General features: G+C 61.1%; 17 protein-coding genes and 1 other RNA gene. 7 read left to right on the top strand and 11 right to left on the bottom strand.

The annotated features are described in order from the left end of the window. Positions 1-12 precede the first annotated feature (12 nt). Together DESPR_RS03190 and DESPR_RS18745 are read left to right on the top strand one after the other, a co-directional pair. Positions 13-1,467: an N-6 DNA methylase gene (locus tag DESPR_RS03190; RefSeq protein ID WP_015723373.1), complete on the top strand. Its 1,455-nt coding sequence runs from the start codon at positions 13-15 to the stop codon at positions 1,465-1,467. After that, a complete protein-coding gene (locus DESPR_RS18745; protein ID WP_015723372.1) occupies positions 1,464-3,029 on the top strand; it encodes a restriction endonuclease subunit S in 1,566 nt (521 codons plus the stop codon). Before DESPR_RS03190 ends, DESPR_RS18745 begins: the two co-directional genes overlap by 4 nt. A gap of 30 nt (positions 3,030-3,059) precedes the next feature. On the opposite strand, the gene DESPR_RS18295 is transcribed toward DESPR_RS18745, so the two are convergent. Further along, positions 3,060-3,296 (bottom strand): hypothetical protein, encoded by a 237-nt coding sequence (locus DESPR_RS18295; protein WP_169701517.1) that lies wholly within the window; start codon positions 3,294-3,296, stop codon positions 3,060-3,062. A 282-nt stretch (positions 3,297-3,578) separates the two neighbouring features. Here DESPR_RS18295 and DESPR_RS03180 point away from each other — a divergent pair, with 282 nt between their 5' ends. Further along, the gene (locus DESPR_RS03180; RefSeq protein ID WP_015723371.1) at positions 3,579-4,064 is read left to right on the top strand and encodes an REP-associated tyrosine transposase; all 486 of its coding nucleotides are present in this window, start codon (positions 3,579-3,581) and stop codon (positions 4,062-4,064) included. Positions 4,065-4,178: 114 nt separating this feature from the next. Next, complete coding sequence (locus tag DESPR_RS03175; RefSeq protein ID WP_015723370.1) at positions 4,179-4,883, top strand: DUF429 domain-containing protein; 705 nt, start codon at positions 4,179-4,181, stop codon at positions 4,881-4,883. A 107-nt stretch (positions 4,884-4,990) separates the two neighbouring features. Here the strand turns inward: DESPR_RS03175 and DESPR_RS03170 are convergent, their stop codons facing one another. The 7 genes from DESPR_RS03170 to htpG form a co-directional block, all read right to left on the bottom strand. After that, positions 4,991-5,245: a hypothetical protein gene (locus DESPR_RS03170; RefSeq protein ID WP_015723369.1), complete on the bottom strand. Its 255-nt coding sequence runs from the start codon at positions 5,243-5,245 to the stop codon at positions 4,991-4,993. A 261-nt stretch (positions 5,246-5,506) separates the two neighbouring features. Beyond that, positions 5,507-5,867: a transfer-messenger RNA gene (gene ssrA, locus DESPR_RS17705) on the bottom strand. 46 nt (positions 5,868-5,913) lie between these two features. Further along, entirely contained in the window at positions 5,914-6,429 is a 516-nt protein-coding gene (gene smpB, locus DESPR_RS03165) for an SsrA-binding protein SmpB (RefSeq protein WP_272867049.1), read from the bottom strand. Between the two features lie 12 nt (positions 6,430-6,441). After that, positions 6,442-8,271: a GspE/PulE family protein gene (locus tag DESPR_RS03160; RefSeq protein ID WP_015723367.1), complete on the bottom strand. Its 1,830-nt coding sequence runs from the start codon at positions 8,269-8,271 to the stop codon at positions 6,442-6,444. Between the two features lie 179 nt (positions 8,272-8,450). Further along, complete coding sequence (locus DESPR_RS03155; protein ID WP_043770542.1) at positions 8,451-9,065, bottom strand: protein-L-isoaspartate(D-aspartate) O-methyltransferase; 615 nt, start codon at positions 9,063-9,065, stop codon at positions 8,451-8,453. Between the two features lie 35 nt (positions 9,066-9,100). Next, complete coding sequence (locus DESPR_RS03150; protein WP_015723365.1) at positions 9,101-9,478, bottom strand: hypothetical protein; 378 nt, start codon at positions 9,476-9,478, stop codon at positions 9,101-9,103. A gap of 181 nt (positions 9,479-9,659) precedes the next feature. Continuing rightward, the gene (gene htpG, locus DESPR_RS03145; protein ID WP_015723364.1) at positions 9,660-11,552 is read right to left on the bottom strand and encodes a molecular chaperone HtpG; all 1,893 of its coding nucleotides are present in this window, start codon (positions 11,550-11,552) and stop codon (positions 9,660-9,662) included. 181 nt (positions 11,553-11,733) lie between these two features. Here htpG and hemG point away from each other — a divergent pair, with 181 nt between their 5' ends. After that, on the top strand, positions 11,734-13,134 hold the full coding sequence (gene hemG / locus DESPR_RS03140) for a protoporphyrinogen oxidase (RefSeq protein WP_043769600.1): 1,401 nt from the start codon (positions 11,734-11,736) through the stop codon (positions 13,132-13,134). 39 nt (positions 13,135-13,173) lie between these two features. On the opposite strand, the gene dnaA is transcribed toward hemG, so the two are convergent. Together dnaA and DESPR_RS03130 are read right to left on the bottom strand one after the other, a co-directional pair. Further along, complete coding sequence (gene dnaA / locus DESPR_RS03135; protein ID WP_015723362.1) at positions 13,174-14,493, bottom strand: chromosomal replication initiator protein DnaA; 1,320 nt, start codon at positions 14,491-14,493, stop codon at positions 13,174-13,176. Positions 14,494-15,199: 706 nt separating this feature from the next. Beyond that, the gene (locus DESPR_RS03130) at positions 15,200-16,030 is read right to left on the bottom strand and encodes a nitroreductase family protein (RefSeq protein ID WP_015723361.1); all 831 of its coding nucleotides are present in this window, start codon (positions 16,028-16,030) and stop codon (positions 15,200-15,202) included. 99 nt (positions 16,031-16,129) lie between these two features. Here DESPR_RS03130 and DESPR_RS03125 point away from each other — a divergent pair, with 99 nt between their 5' ends. Beyond that, complete coding sequence (locus DESPR_RS03125; protein ID WP_015723360.1) at positions 16,130-16,609, top strand: hypothetical protein; 480 nt, start codon at positions 16,130-16,132, stop codon at positions 16,607-16,609. Here DESPR_RS03125 and DESPR_RS03120 read toward each other — a convergent pair. After that, positions 16,606-17,313, bottom strand: coding sequence for a flavodoxin family protein (locus tag DESPR_RS03120; RefSeq protein WP_052302045.1), 708 nt, complete (start codon positions 17,311-17,313; stop codon positions 16,606-16,608). The two genes, DESPR_RS03125 and DESPR_RS03120, sit on opposite strands and share 4 nt — an antisense overlap. Before the next feature lie 168 nt (positions 17,314-17,481). Between DESPR_RS03120 and DESPR_RS03115 the strand changes: the two genes are divergently transcribed. Further along, positions 17,482-19,041, top strand: a complete 1,560-nt coding sequence (locus tag DESPR_RS03115) for a DUF4407 domain-containing protein (protein ID WP_015723358.1) — start codon at positions 17,482-17,484, stop codon at positions 19,039-19,041. Positions 19,042-19,224: the final 183 nt, after the last annotated feature.

Below are 19,224 nucleotides of genomic sequence, written 5' to 3'. Positions count from 1 at the left end.
TTAGGTTCAATCATGTCCAACGTCTCCACCCTGGTCAAATCCATCCAGAACATCATGCGCAAGGACGCCGGCACCTACGGCGACGCCCAGCGGCTCGAACAACTCGGCTGGATGTTCTTTCTCAAGATCTTTGACGATCGCGAAAAGGAACTCGAACTGTTACGCGACGACTACTCTTCCCCGCTGGCTCCGGAACTGCGCTGGTGCAACTGGGCCGCCGACGAGGAAGGCCTCACCGGCGAGGGGCTGCTGGATTTCGTCAACAACACCCTGCTCCCCCGGCTCAAGAACCTCGCCGTCGGCGCCGACCGGGTGGCGGCGCTCGTCCGCACCGCCTTTGAGGATGCCAACAACTACATGAAAAAAGGCACCCTCATGCGCCAGGTGATCAACAAGATCAACGGTATCGACTTCAACGCCTCGGATGACCGCCACCTCTTCGGCGACATCTACGAAAAGCTGCTCAAGGATCTCCAGAGCGCGGGCAATGCCGGCGAATTCTACACCCCGCGCGCCGTGACCCAATTCATTGTCGAGCAGGTCGATCCCCGCCTGGGCGAAACCGTGCTCGACCCGGCCTGCGGCACCGGCGGCTTCCTCGTCTGCACCATCGAGCACCTGCGCCGTCAGGCCAGAACCGCGGAGGACGAACGCACCATCCAGGAGTGCTTTACCGGCATCGAAAAGAAGCATCTGCCGCACATCCTCTGCATGACCAACCTCATGCTCCACGGCATCGACGTGCCTGCGGGTGTCCGCCACGACAACACCCTGGCCCGGCCCCTGCGCGACTGGACGCGCCAGGAACGCGTGGATGTGATTGTCACCAATCCGCCCTTCGGCGGCATGGAGGAGGACGGCATCGAGGCCAACTTCCCGGCCGAGTTCCGCACCCGCGAGACCGCCGACCTCTTTCTCGTCCTCTTGATGAAGCTGCTCAAACCCGGCGGCCGCGCCGGCCTGGTCCTCCCCGACGGCACGCTCTTCGGCGAGGGCGTCAAAACCCGGATCAAGGAAACCCTGCTCACCGAGTGCAACCTCCACACCATCGTCCGGCTGCCGAACGGCGTCTTCAACCCCTATACCGGTATCCGCACCAATCTGCTCTTTTTCACCAAGGGCCAGCCCACCACCGAAATCTGGTACTACGAACACCCCTATCCGCCCGGCGCCAAAAGCTACAACAAAACCAAGCCGATCCGCATCGAGGAGTTCGCCCCGGAGCGCGCCTGGTGGCATAAGCGCGAGGAGAACGCGTTTGCCTGGCGGGTGGACATCGAGACCATCCGGGCCGGCGGTTTCAACCTCGATAGCAAGAACCCGCACAACAGCGACACCGGCCCCGGCGATGTCGAGCAGTTGCTGCCCGAGTACGAAAAGCTGCTGAGTCAGATCGCCGCGACCCGAGCGAAGCTAAAGGCCGAACTGCACCAGGCCCTAACCGCGACCCGTGGGGCAGGGGAATGAAGCTGGAAACCTTTTTTGAGAAGTTCGAGCTGTTCGCCGATGCGCCGGATGCGGTGGCGCGGATGCGGGAGGTGGTGCTGGAGTTGGCGGTTCGGGGGAAATTGGTTAATCAAGTCCCTGTCGATGAAAGCGCTCACTTGCTGCTCGAACGTATCAAGAAAACAAAGGAACGGTTAGTCGCTGATCGCCGCATAAAAAGACAGGCTATTCTTCCGGTTAATGAAGAAGAACTTCCTTTTTTAATTCCTGAGCATTGGGCGTGGACCCGATTAGGAGAAATTGGCGATTGGGGGTCTGGTTCAACACCCTCTCGTGGTAATCCCGAATTATATGACGGCGGAATAACGTGGCTAAAATCAGGAGAACTCAACGACAACCAATCTCTCGCAGGTTCTGAGGAAACGGTATCCGAGTTAGCCCTAAATACTTGCTCGTTCCGGCGTAATGAGCCTGGGGACATTTTGCTTGCTATGTATGGTGCAACGATTGGAAAAGTCGCTATCCTTGCCGAATCGGCTGTAACAAATCAGGCAGTATGTGGATGCACCGTATTTGATGGGGTCCTAAACCGCTACCTGTTCATTTTTCTGTTGTCACAGCGTTCACGTTTTCATTCCGCGAGCGAAGGCGGGGCGCAACCAAACATTTCCAAAGTAAAAATCGTGGGATTTCCATTCCCCCTCCCACCTCTTGCCGAGCAAAAGCGGATCGTGGCCAAGGTGGATGAGTTGATGGCCTTGTGCGATCAACTGGAGGCGCAGCAACAAGAGCGGCAAGCCCAGCACGCCGTCCTGGTCAAGGCCAGCCTGGCGCGTTTCACCCAGGCCCCCACCCCGGACAACCTCCAGTTCTTGTTCCACCCGTCCTACACCGTCTCCCCGGCCGACCTCCGCAAAACCATCCTCACCCTCGCCGTGCAGGGCAAACTTGTGCCGCAGGAGTCAGAACCCTTACTCGGATCACTCGAATCGATTCTCGCTGAAGCATCAGTGAACGGTGTTTCCAAAGGTCCTACTGCGGATCCCTCTGCAGTTGAGGTTCTTCGAATTAGCGCTGGAACCTCGCGTGAAGATTTCTACGTTAACGAGGAAGACTTCAAACATGTCGATTTGCCGGCAAACGAAGTCAAGAAATTCCAACTTGCACCTGGTGATTTGCTTGCTTGCCGATTTAACGGTAATCTCCACTTTGTCGGACGATTTTCTTTGTATCGTGGTGAATCAAGGCGCATTCAAGTCAACCCAGACAAGTTGATCAGGTTCCGGATTAATACCGATTTGCATTCTCCACGTTACGTTTGTTACGCTATGAATGCCGCACCAACGCGTGAAGCGATTGAAGCGATGTGTGCCACAACGGCTGGTAATATCGGCCTTAGTGCTGGACGACTGAAAACTGTCGAAATTCCCCTCCCACCCCTCGCCGAACAACGCCGTATCGTCGCCAAGGTGGACGAACTCATGGCCCTGGTCGACGACCTGGAAACCCAACTCGCCGCCTCCCGTACCGTGGCCCACAACCTTCTGGCCGCCCTGGTCAGGGAACTCACCACCAACCCCTGATCTGATCGCGGGCATGGCCCGCTCCTACACTCACGCATGCCGCCGCGTCCCGTAGGAGCGGGCCATGCCCGCGAAAAAATAGGCAAAACAAGACAGATATCGTCTAAAATAATCGAGAAAGACGAACTCATGCCCCTGGTCGACGACCTGGAAACCCAACTCGTCGCTTCCCGCACCGTGGCCACAACCTCCTGGCCGCCCTAGTCCGGCAACTGACCGCCAATCCCTGATCGCGGCCATGGCCTGCTTTTGGGGTTGTGGATTCATATCGCGCGTTGGGGCTTTGGGTTGTAGGAGCGGGCCATGCCCGCGATGTCAAGCCCCATCGGCCCGAATGTCGTAGCGATACAATCAAGCGCCTTGCAAGCACCATCGTTTACAACCAACACGCGGTGATTGAAAATCAATCATCACAGCAATAAGATGCCACTCGGTTGCGCGTATCCGGTCGGCAGAAACATTCCGATTTCATTCGCGGGCAGGGCCTGCTCCTGCTGCTCCCGGTTGTGATCGTGACAATAATTCCACAATATCCACCGTCTCTATGGGATGAAGAATAACGACGGGACCCATCGCCACAACAAACCGGGCCACCAATCCCTGCGCAAAGGCCGGGTTTCCCTGCCGCACCAGGTGTATCTGGTGACCACGGCCACCTGGCAACGGCAGCCGGTGTTCCTCGATTTCCGGGCCGCCTGCGTTGCCGCCCGGTGCTTTGAGAACAGCGCCCTGCTCAACGATGCCCGCATGCTTGCCTGGGTATTGATGCCCGATCATGTCCACCTCCTGCTCCAGGTGGGCGAAAAAGACAACCTGAGCACAGTGGTCAACCGGCTCAAATCGGCCAGCGGGCGTCAAGTCAACCGCCTGCTCGGCAAGCAGGGGCCGTGTTGGCAAAAGGCTTTTCACGATCATGCCCTGCGCGCGGAAGAAGATGTGCGGCAGGTGGCCCGGTATGTGCTGGCTAACCCGCTACGGGCCGGTTTGGTCCAGAGGATGGGCGATTACCCGTTTTGGAATGCGATTTGGGTTTGATGCGATTGTTATCGCGGCCATGGCCCGCTGATCCCGTTGGCGAAGCGGACCATGCCATGAAGTGACCAGCCGATTGTCTTGACCTGAAAATACACCTTATCGAACTACATACCCATGCCAACATCCCCACGCCTCATCGTTGCCGGCATTGATGTCGGTGGCAGCCGCAAAGGCTTCCATGGGGTGGCTCTCTGCAATGGCCGGTATCTGGAGCGATATCGCACCACCGATCCAGAGGCCGTGGCCTGTTGGTGCCGAGAGATCGGCGCCCGGGTGATCGGCATCGACGCTCCCTGCTGCTGGAGCGATGACGGCCGCGCCCGCCCGGCCGAGCGGCAGCTGATGGCCCAAGGCATGCAATGTTTCGCCTCGCCCACCCGCGAGCGGGCCCTTGCCCACCCCAGAAACTACTACGGCTGGATGTTGAACGGCATGGCCGTGTACCGCGCCTTGGAACCCAGCCATCCGCTGTGCGCGACCGCGCCCCTGACTGCCGCAACCCGCTGCTGTTTTGAAACCTTTCCCCAAGCCATCGCCTGTGTCTTGGCCGGCCGTATCGTTTCTGCCAAGGACAAACGCCACCACCGCCCGGATTTGCTGGCACAAGCTGGGATCATCCTGCCTCGGCCCGCCGGTATCGACACCGTCGACGCCGGACTCTGCGCCCTTGCCGCCCATCACGTTGCCAGCGGTCAACCCTGTAGTGTCCACGGTGAACCCGCCACCGGCCTGATCATCCTGCCCGCGGCTGACCAGGTTGCCGAACAGCTCAAAGCCGAACGCTGCATGCAGTCAAGGTGTTGTGCGAGGAAGCGTTGAAGGGATGGGATGGAGGCTCTTGACGAGTGTGACAGCGAGCAAAGGGTGAAAAAAAAACGGGATGCCCAACGACATCCCGTCCATGTTCCCTTCTCGGGAAAGGCGATTTAAAACTGTTCGCCTTCTATGTTCTTCCTCATTTGCGCGATTTCAAGCCCAAGGGCAATGCACTTCTTGCCCTCCATGCAGCTCTCCGCATCCATTGCCTCCAAGAAGTGGTCCAATGTATGCGATCCCTTCTTCAAATGAACCATCCAGCTTTTTTCTGTTGTGTTGTAGTCAACACTGACATCGATGCCACAAATACCAATATCCGGATAGATCGATATGATCTTCTCGCAAAGTTGATCGGCGGTATACATTATCACACCTCCTGCTCCACAGAGCTGGTGGCATTTTTATTTATTCGCCTTTGCCTTCAAGATAACGCCTTTTTTCTTGGAGGGTCAAGCATGGTTGAGTTCGTTTCCTCCCTCTTCCTGTGTTTTTAATGATAATCACTCCTGGTGATTTGTCCGGTAGATTTATCGTGTTTCTCTTCCGCAGCAAAAAAAAAACGGGCGACGACCGGGGATGGCAGAAGCAGCCCCTTACGTCATAACCCGTTAATTTTTTAAAGAAAATGGTGGAGGCGGCGGGAGTTGAACCCGCGTCCGAAAATTCTCCCCTCGTGTCTCTACATGCGTAGTTCCGGGATTGGTTCTCGCATCCGTCTCTCACCCGGAACAGGGATACTCGGATGCCAGCCCGGAAAGTCTCGTTGGTTGCGCCCCGGGCATGCGCAACCAACCAGCCTGTGGAGTCGACGCCCCGAATCCGGCCTTACAGGCAAAGACCGGTGGGACGGCTCAGCAGCTGTTTAGGCTGCCAGAGCGTAGTTATAATCGTCTGCGATTATATTTAATTCCGTCATTTTTACGAGCTGACAGAAACTCGGCATGCAACATCAAGCTTCAATATCCCCGTCGAATCCGTTTCGCCCCCATATTGGATACAAAAACATTCTATAGATGGGGCCGCCCAGCCTGGATCAGTCGTCGCGCCGCATGGAGCGTTCCATGTCGCGGTCGGATTGCTTTTCCTTGAGGGCTGCCCGTTTGTCGTAGAGTTTTTTTCCTTTGGCGAGGCCCAGTTCCACCTTGGCTTTGCCATTGGCGATAAAATATATCTTGAGTGGGATCAGCGCAATGCCTTTCTCGTGCAGCTTACCGATCAGCTTGCGGATCTCGCGGCGGTGCAACAGCAGCTTGCGCACCCGCAGCGGGTCCTGGTTGATGTGGGTGGCGTAGGAGTAGGGCGAGATATGCACGTTGTACAAAAAGACCTCGCCGTCCTTGAGCTGGGCGTAGCCGTCGCGGAGGTTGACCTTGCCGGCGCGCAACGATTTGACCTCCGGCCCGCTGAGCACCATTCCGGCCTCGAAGGTCTGCTCGATGTGGTAATCGTGAAAGGCCTTTTTATTTTTACTGACGATCTTCTGTGCCATTGCCTGCTCGTGCTCCTGGTTGCCGCTTCTGCCGGCACTATAGGTCGTGTTTGCCGGAATGCCAGGAAAAAATCACACCGCCTCCATTTCTCCGGTCACCCGCAGGGCCTCCTCCACGGTGGTCAGGCCCGTCTGCACCTTGCGCCAGGCATCCTCGCGCAGGGTGGTCATGCCTTCGCGGATGGCCACCTGGCGCAGATCCGAGTCGTTGGCCCGGGCGGCGATCAGTTTTTTCAACTGCTCGGACATGGGAAAAATCTCGAAGATGCCCATCCGGCCGAGATAGCCGGTGTTGCGGCACTGGAGACAGCCCTTGCCCCGGGTCAGCTCCACCGTCTCCCGGCCGCTCACCGGGAAGCCCAGTTTGCGCAGTTCGGCGGCGTCAACGGTGTAGGGTTCGGCGCAGTGGGGGCAGATGCGCCGCACCAACCGCTGCGCCAGGGCCCCGAGCATGGTCGAGGCGATGAGAAAGGGTTCCAGCCCCAGATCCTGCAAACGGATGATGGTGGACACCGCATCGTTGGTGTGCAGGGTGGAAAACACCAGATGCCCGGTGAGGGCGGCCTGGACCGCGTGGGTGGCGGTTTCCAGGTCGCGAATCTCGCCGATCATGATGATGTCCGGGTCCTGGCGGAGGATGTTGCGCAGAATGGTGGAAAAGGTGACGTCGATCTGCGACTGCACCGCGATCTGGTTGAACTCCTCGTAGACCATTTCCACCGGGTCCTCGACGGTGATGATGTTCTTTTCCGGGGTGGCGATCTGCTTGAGGGTCGAATAGAGGGTGGTCGACTTGCCGCTGCCGGTCGGGCCGGTCACCAGAACGATGCCGTGGGCCGCGGTCATGAAGCTGTTGTACACCACCCGATCGCGCCGGGAGAAGCCGAGGTGGTCGAGCTGCTGAAAGATCACCTCTGGATTGAGGATACGCATGACCGTCTTCTCGCCGAAGGCCACCGGCACGGTGGACACGCGGATCTCGGCTTCGCGGTCCTCTTCCCTTCGGCCGATCTTGATGCGCCCATCCTGGGGACGGCGCTTTTCGGCGATATCCAGCCGGGCCAGGCTCTTGATCCGAGAGGTGATGGCGGAATGGACCGCCTTGGGCAGCTTGTAGATGGTATGCAGAATGCCGTCGATGCGGAAGCGCACCAGGCAGATGTCCCGCTTGGGTTCGATATGGATGTCGCTGGCGCGCTGCTCCAGGGCATAACTGAACAGATGGTTGACCGCCGCCTTGATGTGCTGATCGGTGGAGCTCAGTTCCTTGGTCGAGGCCAGGCGGACGTACTGCTCCAGGTTGCCGATGTCCACCGTGGCCGCGGTGCCGGTGGTGCCGAACTGCGATTCGGCGGCGGTGATCGAGCGCTGAAAGCCGAAGAACTCGGCCAGAATCTTCCTGATATCGGTGCGGGTGGACAGAAACGGCCGCACCTTGACCTGATTGGCCCGCTCGATATCCTCGAGCACGTGGTGGTTGTCCGGGTGGTAGGTGACCACATCAAGCACGCCGTTGCGCAGCTCCAGGGGCAGGATCAGGTGGTTGATGGCGAACGAGCGGGGAATCGTCTTGGTGACGGTGTCCATGTCCAGCTCCAGCGGGTCGAGCTTCTTGAAGGGAATCTTCAACCGGTGGCTGACGGCGCGCATGATGATCTCCTCGCTCAGGGGCGTGCCCGGCGAACCGCTGACCTCCAGGCCCAGCGAGAGGATGATGTCGACCAGATCGGGAAAGCCCCGGTCGGTCCGGTTTTCATCGCCCTGGCGGCGGCCGCCCGCTTGTTTGAGCAATTTTTGCCGCTGTTTGCCTTTGTGGAGAATAACCATCTGGCGCTGCTCGCCGGTGAGCACCTGTTCCTTGACCAGCAGATCAAGGAGTGAATCGCTGTTGAGAAATGACATCGATACCCTTCGATTTGAGCGAGAAAAAGGAGCCCGCGCCTGGTTCCCGTTGTGCCCACGGGCGGAAGAAGCAAGGACGCGGCATGTCCGCGGGACAATCAGGACAAAGGGGGGAACCGGAAAGGGAACGGAACGGTGCAAGAGCGCATCCGGCGCGGCCGGACAACGGCTATCGCGGTTTAGTTGGGCCAGCCGTAGGCGCCGATCAGGTCGACGAAACGCACCTGTTCAATGGTGGTCACCCTGACACTGCCCTCGTGTTTCTCCACCAATTGCAGTTCCTGCACGTCCTGGCCGCCAACCGGCATGATCAGCCGGCCCGGATCGGCCAGCTGGGCGATCAGAGGCTCGGGAACCCGAGGACCGCCGGCGGTGACGACGATCGCGTCGAAGGGGGCTTCGGAAGGCCAGCCCACGGTGCCGTCGTCGATGCGCGAGACGATGTTGTGGTAGCGGAGCCGGTCAAACACCTTGCGCGCCCGGCTGACCAGGCCGTCGATCCGCTCCACCGTGTACACCCGCTGACAGAGGCGGGAGAGGACGGCCGCGTGGTAGCCGGAACCGGTGCCGATCTCCAGCACCTTTTCCGAGCCGGTCAGGCGCAGGGCCAGGGTCATGAGGGCGACCACGTAGGGCTGGGAGATGGTTTGGCCGCTGCCGATGGGCAGGGGGAAATCCCCGTAGGCCTGGGCCCGGATGGCGTCCTCGACGAACAGATGCCGAGGCACGGTGCGCATGGCCTCCAGCACCCGCTGATCGGTGATCCCCCGGGCAACCAGCTGCTCCTCGATCATCCGCTCGCGATTGATGTCAAAGGTCGAGGGTGGGCTCACTTGACCTCTTCCCAGGTGTAGTCTTCCGCCCACTTGCGGTCGGATTCGTTGAAATTGCGGAACTCGCTGCTGGTCACCATGTCGTGCTCGATGGTGAAAACGATCATCTCGTAGCCGGATGGCCCGGTCATGGAGCCGAGAATGGGTGTGTTGCCGAACAAGCCCGGCCGATCCTCGTAGTAGACGAATTCGCTCACCCCGGGGGAGACTTCCCGCCGGCTGTCGGGCTCGCCCAGATATTTTTGCACATCCTTGACCGTGGACTGCCCCGGCTTGATCAGGGAGGCGTCCGAGGCAAGGTGACGCACCTGCTTGGTGGAACAACCGGCAAGCACAAGAAACGCAAGGAGACAGATGAACAGGGATTGACGCATCGAATTCCCTCCAGGAACAATTCGTGCAAAGAAAAAAGGTTGTGTTCATATATCGTGAACACAACCTTTTTTCAACCTCAGACTCGAACCCGCCGGCGCAATCGAACCAAGAACCGACAGGTTACACCTCGTTGCCGCATCCGGTGACCGCCCGGCAGGGCTCTGAGTACCGGAAAACCGTTCACGCCGCCGGTGCCGTCTTGCCGGTCACCCGCTCGAGAATGCGGTAGTTGCGCTGCACCATCACCATCGGATCGACCAGCAGGCCGGCCTGAATCATGGCGTTGTCGTACAGCTGTTCGACCACGTCGCGGGCAAAATCCCCGTCGCTTTCGCGCAGGCCCGCCAGCTGTTTGATCAGCGGACTCTTGGCATTGATCTCCATGTCTTTCTTCGAGCCCATGCCAAAGGCCTCGGTCTGGCCGGAGGCCTTGAGAATCCGTTCCATGGACGAGGTCATGTAGCCGTCGACGTTGACGATCATCGCCGGACTGTCCACCAGGCGGCTGGAGGCCTTGACCTCCTGGATGCGATCGCCGAGCACTTCCTTCATCCACCGGCACAGCGAGGTCATCACCGCCTCGGCCAGCGGCTCGCCCGATTCCTTGGCGCCCTCCTCGCTGGCGGCAGGCGTGGTCTCGGGCAGGCTCAGGTCGGCGCGGTCGGCGGAAACCAGTTTTTTGCCGTTGTACTCGCCCAGGTGGTTGAGAACGAAATCGTCGATCGGCTCCAGGGTGTAGAAGATCTCAATCCCGCGCTTCTTGAACATCTCCACGTAGGGGCCGTACTCGACCGCGGCCCGGCTGGGGCCGTTGATATAATAGATCTTGTCCTGGCCCTCCCGCATCCGGCCGACATACTCGTCGAGCGAGATCATCGTGCCCGGCTCGCTGGCCGAGGACTCGAAGCGCAGCAGCTTGGCCAGTTCGGTGCGGTGCTCGAAATCCGAGGTCACGCCCTCCTTGAGGAAGATGCCAAAGGTCTTCCAGAACTCGCGGTATTTGTCGGCATCGCGCTCGGCCTCCTCGGCCAGGAACTTGATCACCCGCTTGGTCAGCACCTTGCGCAGCTTGAGCACCAGGGCGTTGTCCTGGAGCGACTGGCGGGAGATATTGAGCGGCAGGTCTTCGGAATCGACCACGCCTTTCAAAAACCGCAGCCACTCAGGCAGGATGTTCTCGCTGTGCTGGTCGATCAGCACCTTCTGGCAGTAGAGGTTGACCCCGGGCTGCATCCGGCCCATGCCCAGCACCTCGAAGTTCTCCTTGGGCACGTAGACCAGGGCGTTGATGGCCAGCGGCGCGTCGGCGGAAAAGTGAAGGCGATACATGGGGTCATCCACGGCATTGCCGATGAACTTGTAGAATTCGGTGTACTCCTCGTCGGTGATCTCGGACTTGGACCGGGTCCAGATGGCCTGGACGGTGTTGACCGTCTTGCCCTCGACCTTGACCGGGAAGGGAACAAAGGTCGAGTACTGCTGGATGATGCGCTCGATGGTGAACTTGGAGGCGTAGGTGTGGGCATCGTCCTTGAGCTCGATGATGATCTTGGTGCCTCGATGCAGGCCGGGACAGGGGCTGAGGGTATAGGTGCCGCCGCCGTCCGAGGCCCACTCCCAGCCGTCGCCGCCGTCCCAGGAACGGGTCTGTACCCGTACCGCCTTGGCAGCCATGAACACCGAGTAAAAACCGACGCCGAACTGGCCGATGAGATTGACGTCCTTCTTGGCCGCCTCGGCCAGCTGCTCGAAAAAATGCTTGGAGCCCGAGTGGGCGATGGTGCCCAGGTTGGTTTCCAACTCTTCCCGGGTCATGCCGATACCGGTGTCGGCGATGGTCAGGATGTGTTTTTTATCGTCGCAATCGATGGTGATTTCCAGCGGCACGTGGGCATCGAATTCGATCTTGTCGATCAGGCTCTGGTGACGAAATTTTTCCAGGGCATCGGCGGCATTGGAAACCAGCTCGCGGACAAAGATGTCGCGCTCGGTGTACAGTGAGTTGATGACGATATCCAGGACCTTTCTGGTCTCCGCCTGAAACTGCTTGGTTTCAACCTGTGCATCTGTCATGGGGCTGTTCCTCGAAAATGGGGGATGATGGATTGTGCTCAGCGTCGGAAAAAGGAGAATTTCCCGACAATACCAGGGGGATAAAGCCTCTTCCCTTTATCCGGCCAACATGGTAAGCACGATTGAAACCCTGTCAAGACAACCGCCACGCGCCGCCAAACGGCCCACCAACGAGCACCCCATGCAGACGACCCAACACGATTTATGCATCATCGGCGGGGGCCTTTCCGGCCTGAGCACCGCCGCGTTTGTCCGCCAGCAATGGCCTGAGTTGAACATCATGGTCCTGGAGCAGGCCGCCGTGCCGGGTGGCGCCATCGCCACCTACAACGACGCCGGCTATCTGGCCGAATGGGGACCACACGGCTTCCTCGACAACTGCGACGAGAGCCGCGAACTGATCCGTCTGGCCGGCCTGGAGGCAGAGATAACCAGCGCGCCGCTCGGCCGCTTTGTCCGCTATGTGTGCCTGGATGGCCGCCTGCGGTGCATCCCGCAAAAACCGCTGGCCATTCTGCGGGAACCGCTCGTCTCCTGGGGGGCCAAGCTACGGGTGCTGGCCGATCTGTGGCAAAAGCCGCTGGCGGGGGAGCCGTCGGTGGCCCAGTGGGTGGCGCACCGGTTCGGCAAGGCCCTGCTGCCCTTTGCCGATGCGGTATTCACCGGCACCTATGCCGGCGACTTCGAGCGGCTGAAGATCGACGCGGTCATGCCCGGGGTGCGTGAGCTGGAGCGGATGCACGGCTCGGTGATTCGCGGCGTGGTCCACAAAATGCGGAAGGGTAAGGGAGCGAAAAAAGGCAAGAAACACCTGCCGGCCATGACCAGTTTCAGCGGCGGCATGGCCATGCTGCCGACCCGGCTGGCGGCCGGTCTGCGGGCGGGAAAAGAGATCCTGTACGGCAACCCGGTCCGGGGTATCGAGCGCGATGAGGGCGGCTGGCTGGTGCAGACCGAACAGGCGGACATCACCTGCCGCCACCTGGTGGTGGCCCTGCCGGTCAATCCTTGCCTGCATCTCCTTGCCCCCGCCCTGCCGGAAACGCCTCCGCCGTTGCCCCAGATTCCCGAAGCCCGCATCCTCTCGGTGTTGCTCGGTTATGACCAGCGCGCCCGCATCCCCTTTGGTTTCGGCTACCTGGCACCCGAGCGCGAGCAACGCTTCGCCCTCGGCGCCCTGTTTTCCTCGCACATGTTTCCCGGCCGGGCGCCGCAAGGGTGTCAGCTCGTCGAGGCCCTGGTCGGCGGCCGCCGCCATCCCGAGCGGCTGGAACTGAGCGATGATCAACTGATCGAGTCGGTCCACGCCGATCTCCAGGAGCTGATGGAGCTGCCGCCGCCCTGCTTCAGCGCCGTGCTCCGGCCCCGGGCCGCCATTCCCCAGCTGGAGGCCGGCTATCCCGAGTTGCTCCGCTGGCGGGACGAGATCCATGCCGCCCACGCCGATCTCCATCTGTGCGGTTTTGGCTGGAAGGGAATCGGGATCAACGACATGGTCAAGGAGGCGTGCCGGATGGCACACCGGATCGGGACCGGTGTCACCGCAACGAACCGGGCCGAGGTCAAGGGGGTCTACTTCTGACCTCGGCCCGAAAGCTGGCCGGACCGCGAGGCGGGCGGGCTAGTTCTTCAGCTTGGCGGAGAGCAGTTCCACCTGCTGCCGCACCGTGGTCTGCTGCGACATGTCCTTGGTGATGGTCTTGATAGCGTAGAGCACGGTCGAATGGTCGCGGTTGTACAGACTGCCGATGTCGGCCAGCGACTTGGTGGTGTACTTGCGGGTGAGGTACATGGCCAGCTGGCGGGGAAAGGTGATCGAGCGCTTGCGCGAGCGGGAGCACAGGTCCTCGATGCTGACCCGAAACTGGCGGCCGATCAGCTCGCGGATCGCCTCGCCGGTGATGTCCGCCCGGCTGCCGATCAGCCCGTACACCACCTCCCGGACCATGCCCAGATCCGGCGGCGCGCCCAGCAGGCAGGACTTGGCCTTGATGCCGATGATCGCGCTCTCCATGCGGCGGACATCGCCCTGCAGACTCTCGGCCATGAAACCCACCAAGTCCTCGTCCGCGCCCAGGCCGTGCATCTGCAGCTTGTGGCGGATGATCCGCGCCCGGGTTTCGTAATCGGGCGACTCAATGCCGGTGACCAGGCCCGAGGTCATGCGACTGCGGAAATCGTCGTCAATGCCCGCCAGCTTGGTCGGCGGCAGGGCCGAGGTCAGGATGACCCGACGGCCGGATTTGATCAGGTAGTCGAGGATGGTGTTGAGTTCTTCCTGGGTCTTGGTCTTGCCGGTCAGGGTATGGACGTCCTCGACCAGTAGCATGTCGCAGTCGTTGATGTATTTTTTGGAGAACTGCTCCATGGCGTTGGTGCGGATGCCCTTGACCATCTCGGCGGAAAACTGCTGGGCGGTGAGATAGTGCAACCGGGTGGACGGGGCGGAGCGCAGCACCTGGTGAACCACGGCCTGGGTCAGATGGCTCTTGCCCAGCCCGGTGGTGCTGTTCATGAACAGGCAGTTGCCGAAGGTGGCGTCGCCGGTGGCCAGTGCCTGGCAGGCGGATCGGGCCAACAGGTTTGATTCGCCGACCATGAACTGCTCAAAGGTGAAGGCCGGATGGAGGGAGCGCAGTCGGGGCCCGGCGCTGGTCACGCCCGGCAGCTTGAGCTGACCACCCTTGCCGCTCTCAAAGCGCAGGGGCGGAGTGGCGGCCGCTTGCAGCCGCACGTCGGTGATCTCGCCCAGTTCCGCCGCCTTGGTGCGAATAAGCCCCAGATAACGATCTTCCACCCAGGCGCAGAAAAACCGGTCCGGTCCGACAAGCTCCAACACCCCGTCATCGTGCCGCCGGCATTCCAGCGGTTTGATCCACAGGCCGAATTCGCTCTCCGGTATGGCTCCGTGCAAAGAGGTTTTAATCGCGTTCCACAGCATACAATTCTTTTCCCTTCCTCGTGAACAATTTTTCCCGGGACCGCAAACGGCCCGTTGGATAGGCCATGATCTACAGAAAATCCCGCCACCGGTCAAAAGCGGTTTGAGTCGATTTCACGGTACAAACAAGAAGTTTGTCCACAGTCTGGAATCCCTTGCAGGCAATGGGCTTTCCACGGCGGGGCAACCGCAACCCCCAATGAAAGCGTCAATTTTACAAAAAATCAGAAAATATCATATAATTTCAAATAATTAAATTTTGGTTCAAAAAGTTATCAACAGGTTGTGCACAAAACACTATTTCACCATATCTTCAATTTACTCGTTAAAGCTCGCCAATACTCCATTTCTTGCTTAGCAGACAGCTTCTTTCTTTAACCTCCCTTTGCTCCATGATTTCAGCCAAACAAGAGCGGAGAAAAAAATATCGCATGCGGATCCCTCAATTTTAACCAATAAAAACAGCAACAAAGAGAGTTGCATTTTTGTTATTCAAGCTGACTGCGGTTATCTTCCCTTGTTCGGGGCAAAAGTAGGTGGCAACCGACCGACACGGGAATCGGTCGGCCTCATGGGCGCGATCAGTGCAATGGCGGGGCAGGAGAAGACACGGGGGGAACGCCAGGATGGTCGTTGGCCTGGCAGGGAAGGTTGGCACGGTCGCCAGCCCGCATCGAGACGGGCTGGCGACCGCGCCGCCGGTGCATCAGGGCAGCCGCACCCGGTTGATCCGCGCCTCGTCGCGCTGCACGGTGCGATGATAGTGGACCGCCGGTCGGCCAAAGAGCAGGGTGTAGCCCTTGACGTGGTCATCGGGGATACCGAGCAGTCGGTACAGGTCGGTGTCGATCGTTGCCAGGGCCCAGCGGATCATGGCGTTCCACAGGGTGCCGATGCCCTTGGAGGCGGCCAGCAGCTCGAAGTAGCTCATGGCGATCAGCAGGTCGGCATCCGGGGTGGTGATGGTCGGGGGAGCCGATACCATCAGCAAATGGGGGGCGTTGCGGAAGATGATGTCCTTGCCCTGATCCCAGGCGGTGACCACGTGGCGGAAGTAGCTCAAGCCTTCGGAAAGCCGCTTGCTGGCCACGGCCCGGCGCAGCCCCTCCATGGTTTCCCGGCGGAAGACATCCATGCTCGCCCGGTCCTCGATCACGGTGAACAGACACTGGCGGTTGTTCTTTCCGGTGGGGGCGTTGGCCACGGTGCGGAGCAGGTCCGCGATCAGGGCGGGGTCCAGCGCTTCCGGATGATAGCGGCGCACCGATCGTCGCCCGCGGATCAGGGCCTCCATCTGCTGACCGCTGGGCAGACTCTGCGGCAGGGGCAGCGACTGGTGCGGATCGCAGCCGCAGATGGACAGGGCGGCGGTCGGGCAGACCGCCAGACAGTGCTGGCATTGGATGCAATGGTGCTCTCGGGCGGGATTGAGGGCCGGATACCCGTCGGTCAGGTCGATGATATGAAACGGACAGTCGTCGGCACAGGCACCGCACTGGATGCACAGGTCGCGGTCAATGGTGAAGTGCAGGTCCATGGGAACCTCCTGGGGTTGCGAAAAGGGTTGGCTCTCGGTACCTTGGGCCACGCAGGGTCACAATCGAGACGGGCTGAACCACTGAACCGGAGCTTTGGCATGGTCGATACGGACAAATTGCTGGCGGCACTGCGGGGACTTGCGGGCGGAGTCGTCGATACCTCCACCCTCATCTACCTGGAACGACTGGAGCTGCTGCCCCGCGTGGCCGGTTGCGTTCAGCTGGTGCTCATTCCCCAGGTCATCGCCGAATTCGGCGGCGAAATCGCCGGTGCCACCCTGCTTGCGACCGCCCCGACCGGGACCACGGACCAGGCGGTCTGCCGGAGCGCATCCCTGCTGCATCTGCCCGTGCTGTCGGAAGATCGGCAGGTGCTGCTCGCCGCCCGGCGGCTGGGGCTGGGCTATTACAACACCCTGATGCTGCTCCTCGCCCTCTGCGCCCGGGGCGATCTCCCCCTGGCGGCCTACCCGCAGCTGCGCCGGCGACTGAGCGCCTTTGCCCGCTACGGCCGGGACATCCTCGCCGTGGGCGATGCCCTTTTTCACGCCCTTGGCGCCGCGCGGCCGGGGGGCTAGCCGGCGCGTACCAGTTCGCGCGCCAGGGCGGCCGCCGCGCTCAACTGGGCATCCACATCGGCGCTGGACTGCAGGCGAAGGCCGGTGGCGACGAGGGGCCGCACCTCGAAGCCGAACAGCTCCAGATGGAGGGTATAGCGTTGAACCACATCGTCATGCGCGCCGGCGGCATCGACATGGGTGAGGATGAGCACCGCGGTCTTGCCCGGCAGCAGACGGCTGCCGCGCTCGTCCTCGCCGGCGTCGGTGCGGATCAACGACCACATCCGATCGTAAAAGGACTTGAACTGGCCGCAGGTGTCGCCGAAATAGACCGGCGCGGAAAAAACGACGATATCGGCCCGGTGGAGGTCGTCAAGCACCGCGGTCACGTCGTCGAGCAGCACGCAACGCTCGGAGCGGGTGTGGCAGCCTTCGCAGCCCTGGCAGCCCCGGTAGTGCATGCTGTTGAGCGGATACTCGGTGATCGTCGCGCCGTAGGTGGCGGCGGTTTCGGTGAAGGCCCGGGCAATGCGGGCGCTGGTGCCGTTTTTTCGCGGACTGCCAAGGATGTTGACGATTTTCACGGGCGTTCCTTTGCTGAGCGGTTTCGGCCGGGCGGGTGGGCCGGGCCGGAAAAACAGGGGTTGCTGGTCGGCATTGTACGAGTCCGACGGGGATTTTTCCAGGGAATTATCGTCAAGAAAACCGGGCGCTAATTTCACTTTCGTTATTCTTCTCGCAAAAAAACCGATTTTTGGGTATCCTTTCCCCCTCTTCGCCGCCTGCCGCTGACCGATCCGTGGCGGGCAAACACCGCCCCGGCCGCGCGCCGTCATCACCACCGACCCCGCGCCTCCCTGCCAGGGGAGGCCTCAAGGATACCGAATCTCATGGACCTGAACACCCCTCTTGATCACCTGAAACGATTGACCGACCGACCGACCCGGCAAACAGGCCGCTGGAGCTGGCCGTTGGCCCTCCTCTACTGGCTGGCCGGAGCACGCACGGCCACCCTCGAGCAGCTGCCGGAAAGCGAACGCGAGCGGGTCGCCATCCTTGGCTCCTCGGTGCTGATCCCGACCCTGCTTGCCTTTTTCGGCATGTATCTGTACGCCTCCAGCCGCTTCGCGTCGCCCCGGCCCCTCCTGGCCCTGTTCCTTGCCCTGGTCTGGGCCTTTGTCATCATGAACGTCGACCGCATCCTCCTGGCCACCTACCGGCCCTTTCAGCCCTGGCGGCACAAAATGGTACAGGTCTGCTTCCGCATCGGCTTGGCCGGGGTGATCAGCGTGGCCATCGCCTTTCCCTTCTGCCTGGAACAGTACCAGGGGGCGATCAGCGAACGGCTCCAGGGCGAGTACCGCGCACGGCTCAACGAGCTGCAAACCGCGGAGCGCACGGAACGCCTGGCCCTCGAAACCCGCGACGGCGCCCGCATTGGCGAGCTGCGGGCGCAGCTGGCCAGGGAACGGGCCGTTGGCCCCACCGATCCCAAGCTGTTCGCCGAGGAGCTGGCCAAGCAGGCCGTTCGCCAGCAGGAGGACAGCGCCCGCGGCCGCCGGCAGGCCCTTGACCAGGAAACAGCCGCGGCCCTGACCGAGTGGAAAGGGCTCTCGGCCCGCATCCGCCAGGTCGAGCAGGATCTCAAGGACGAGGCCCGGGGCCGGCTGGCCGGCGAGCGCGGCGGAACCGGCAAGCCTGGCCAGGGCGCCAAATACAATGAACTGGCGCGCGATCTCGAGCTGCTCTCCAAGGCGGAGCAGGCGGCGCGGCAGCGCTACGAGCAGCTGCTTGCACGCGCGGCCGCGATCGATCCCGCCGATTCCCCCCACCAGGCGCTGGCCCAGCTGGATGCCGACCGCCAGGCGGCGCTGCTCGGCGAGGCCAGGGAACGCAAGGAACGGATCGACAAACTCACCCAGGCGATCACCCGCGCGGAACAGGAACACGACGAGCAACTGGCCAGCCACAAGCTGCGCTTCGATCCGGTGCTCAAGAGCTACCACGCCAAGGCCGAGGGCCGCTTTGACCCCATGGAGGAGACCATCGGTCTGTTCAAGGTGATCTTTGTTCCCGAAACAGGCAACGACGCCCACCCCCTTGTCCAGCGCTACAAGTGGATGGCGGCCCTGTTCCAGTTCACCATCGTCTTCGGCACCCTGTTCCTCCTCGACCTGATCGCCATCCTTGCCAAGGTGATGTCCCGGCCCGGCCCCTACGACGTGCTGGTCGAATTTCCGGAACTGGTGGCCAGCCACAACCTGGACGCCCTGGGCAAGGAGTACCCCCGTCAAGCCGAGGCCTGGGCCGGTACCGCCGTCGGTCGCGCGAACGCCACACCCACCGATAACGGTATCGACCTGCGCAATCCCGAGGAGGTGGCTCGACTGTTGCTCCGCGCCCACCTGTCGGCCGCCGAACATCCGCGAACCGATCGCCCGGCGCGCTGAGGGCCAGACGCAACGCGCCCTGCCAGGGACGGGGCGCGCGATCTTCCCGTGCCCTCAAACAGTAGCGCTCGCGCGACCGTATTGCATCGTTAACAGTCGCACAACCGCCACCTCGCGCTATCCCGCCGCACGACCAATCCTCCATGCATACACAGAAGCAAGCCCTTAGCCACTCTTGTCCAG

The organism is Desulfobulbus propionicus DSM 2032, assembly GCF_000186885.1.
Lineage (GTDB): Bacteria > Desulfobacterota > Desulfobulbia > Desulfobulbales > Desulfobulbaceae > Desulfobulbus > Desulfobulbus propionicus.
This window is presented reverse-complemented; position numbering and strand designations above follow the sequence as displayed.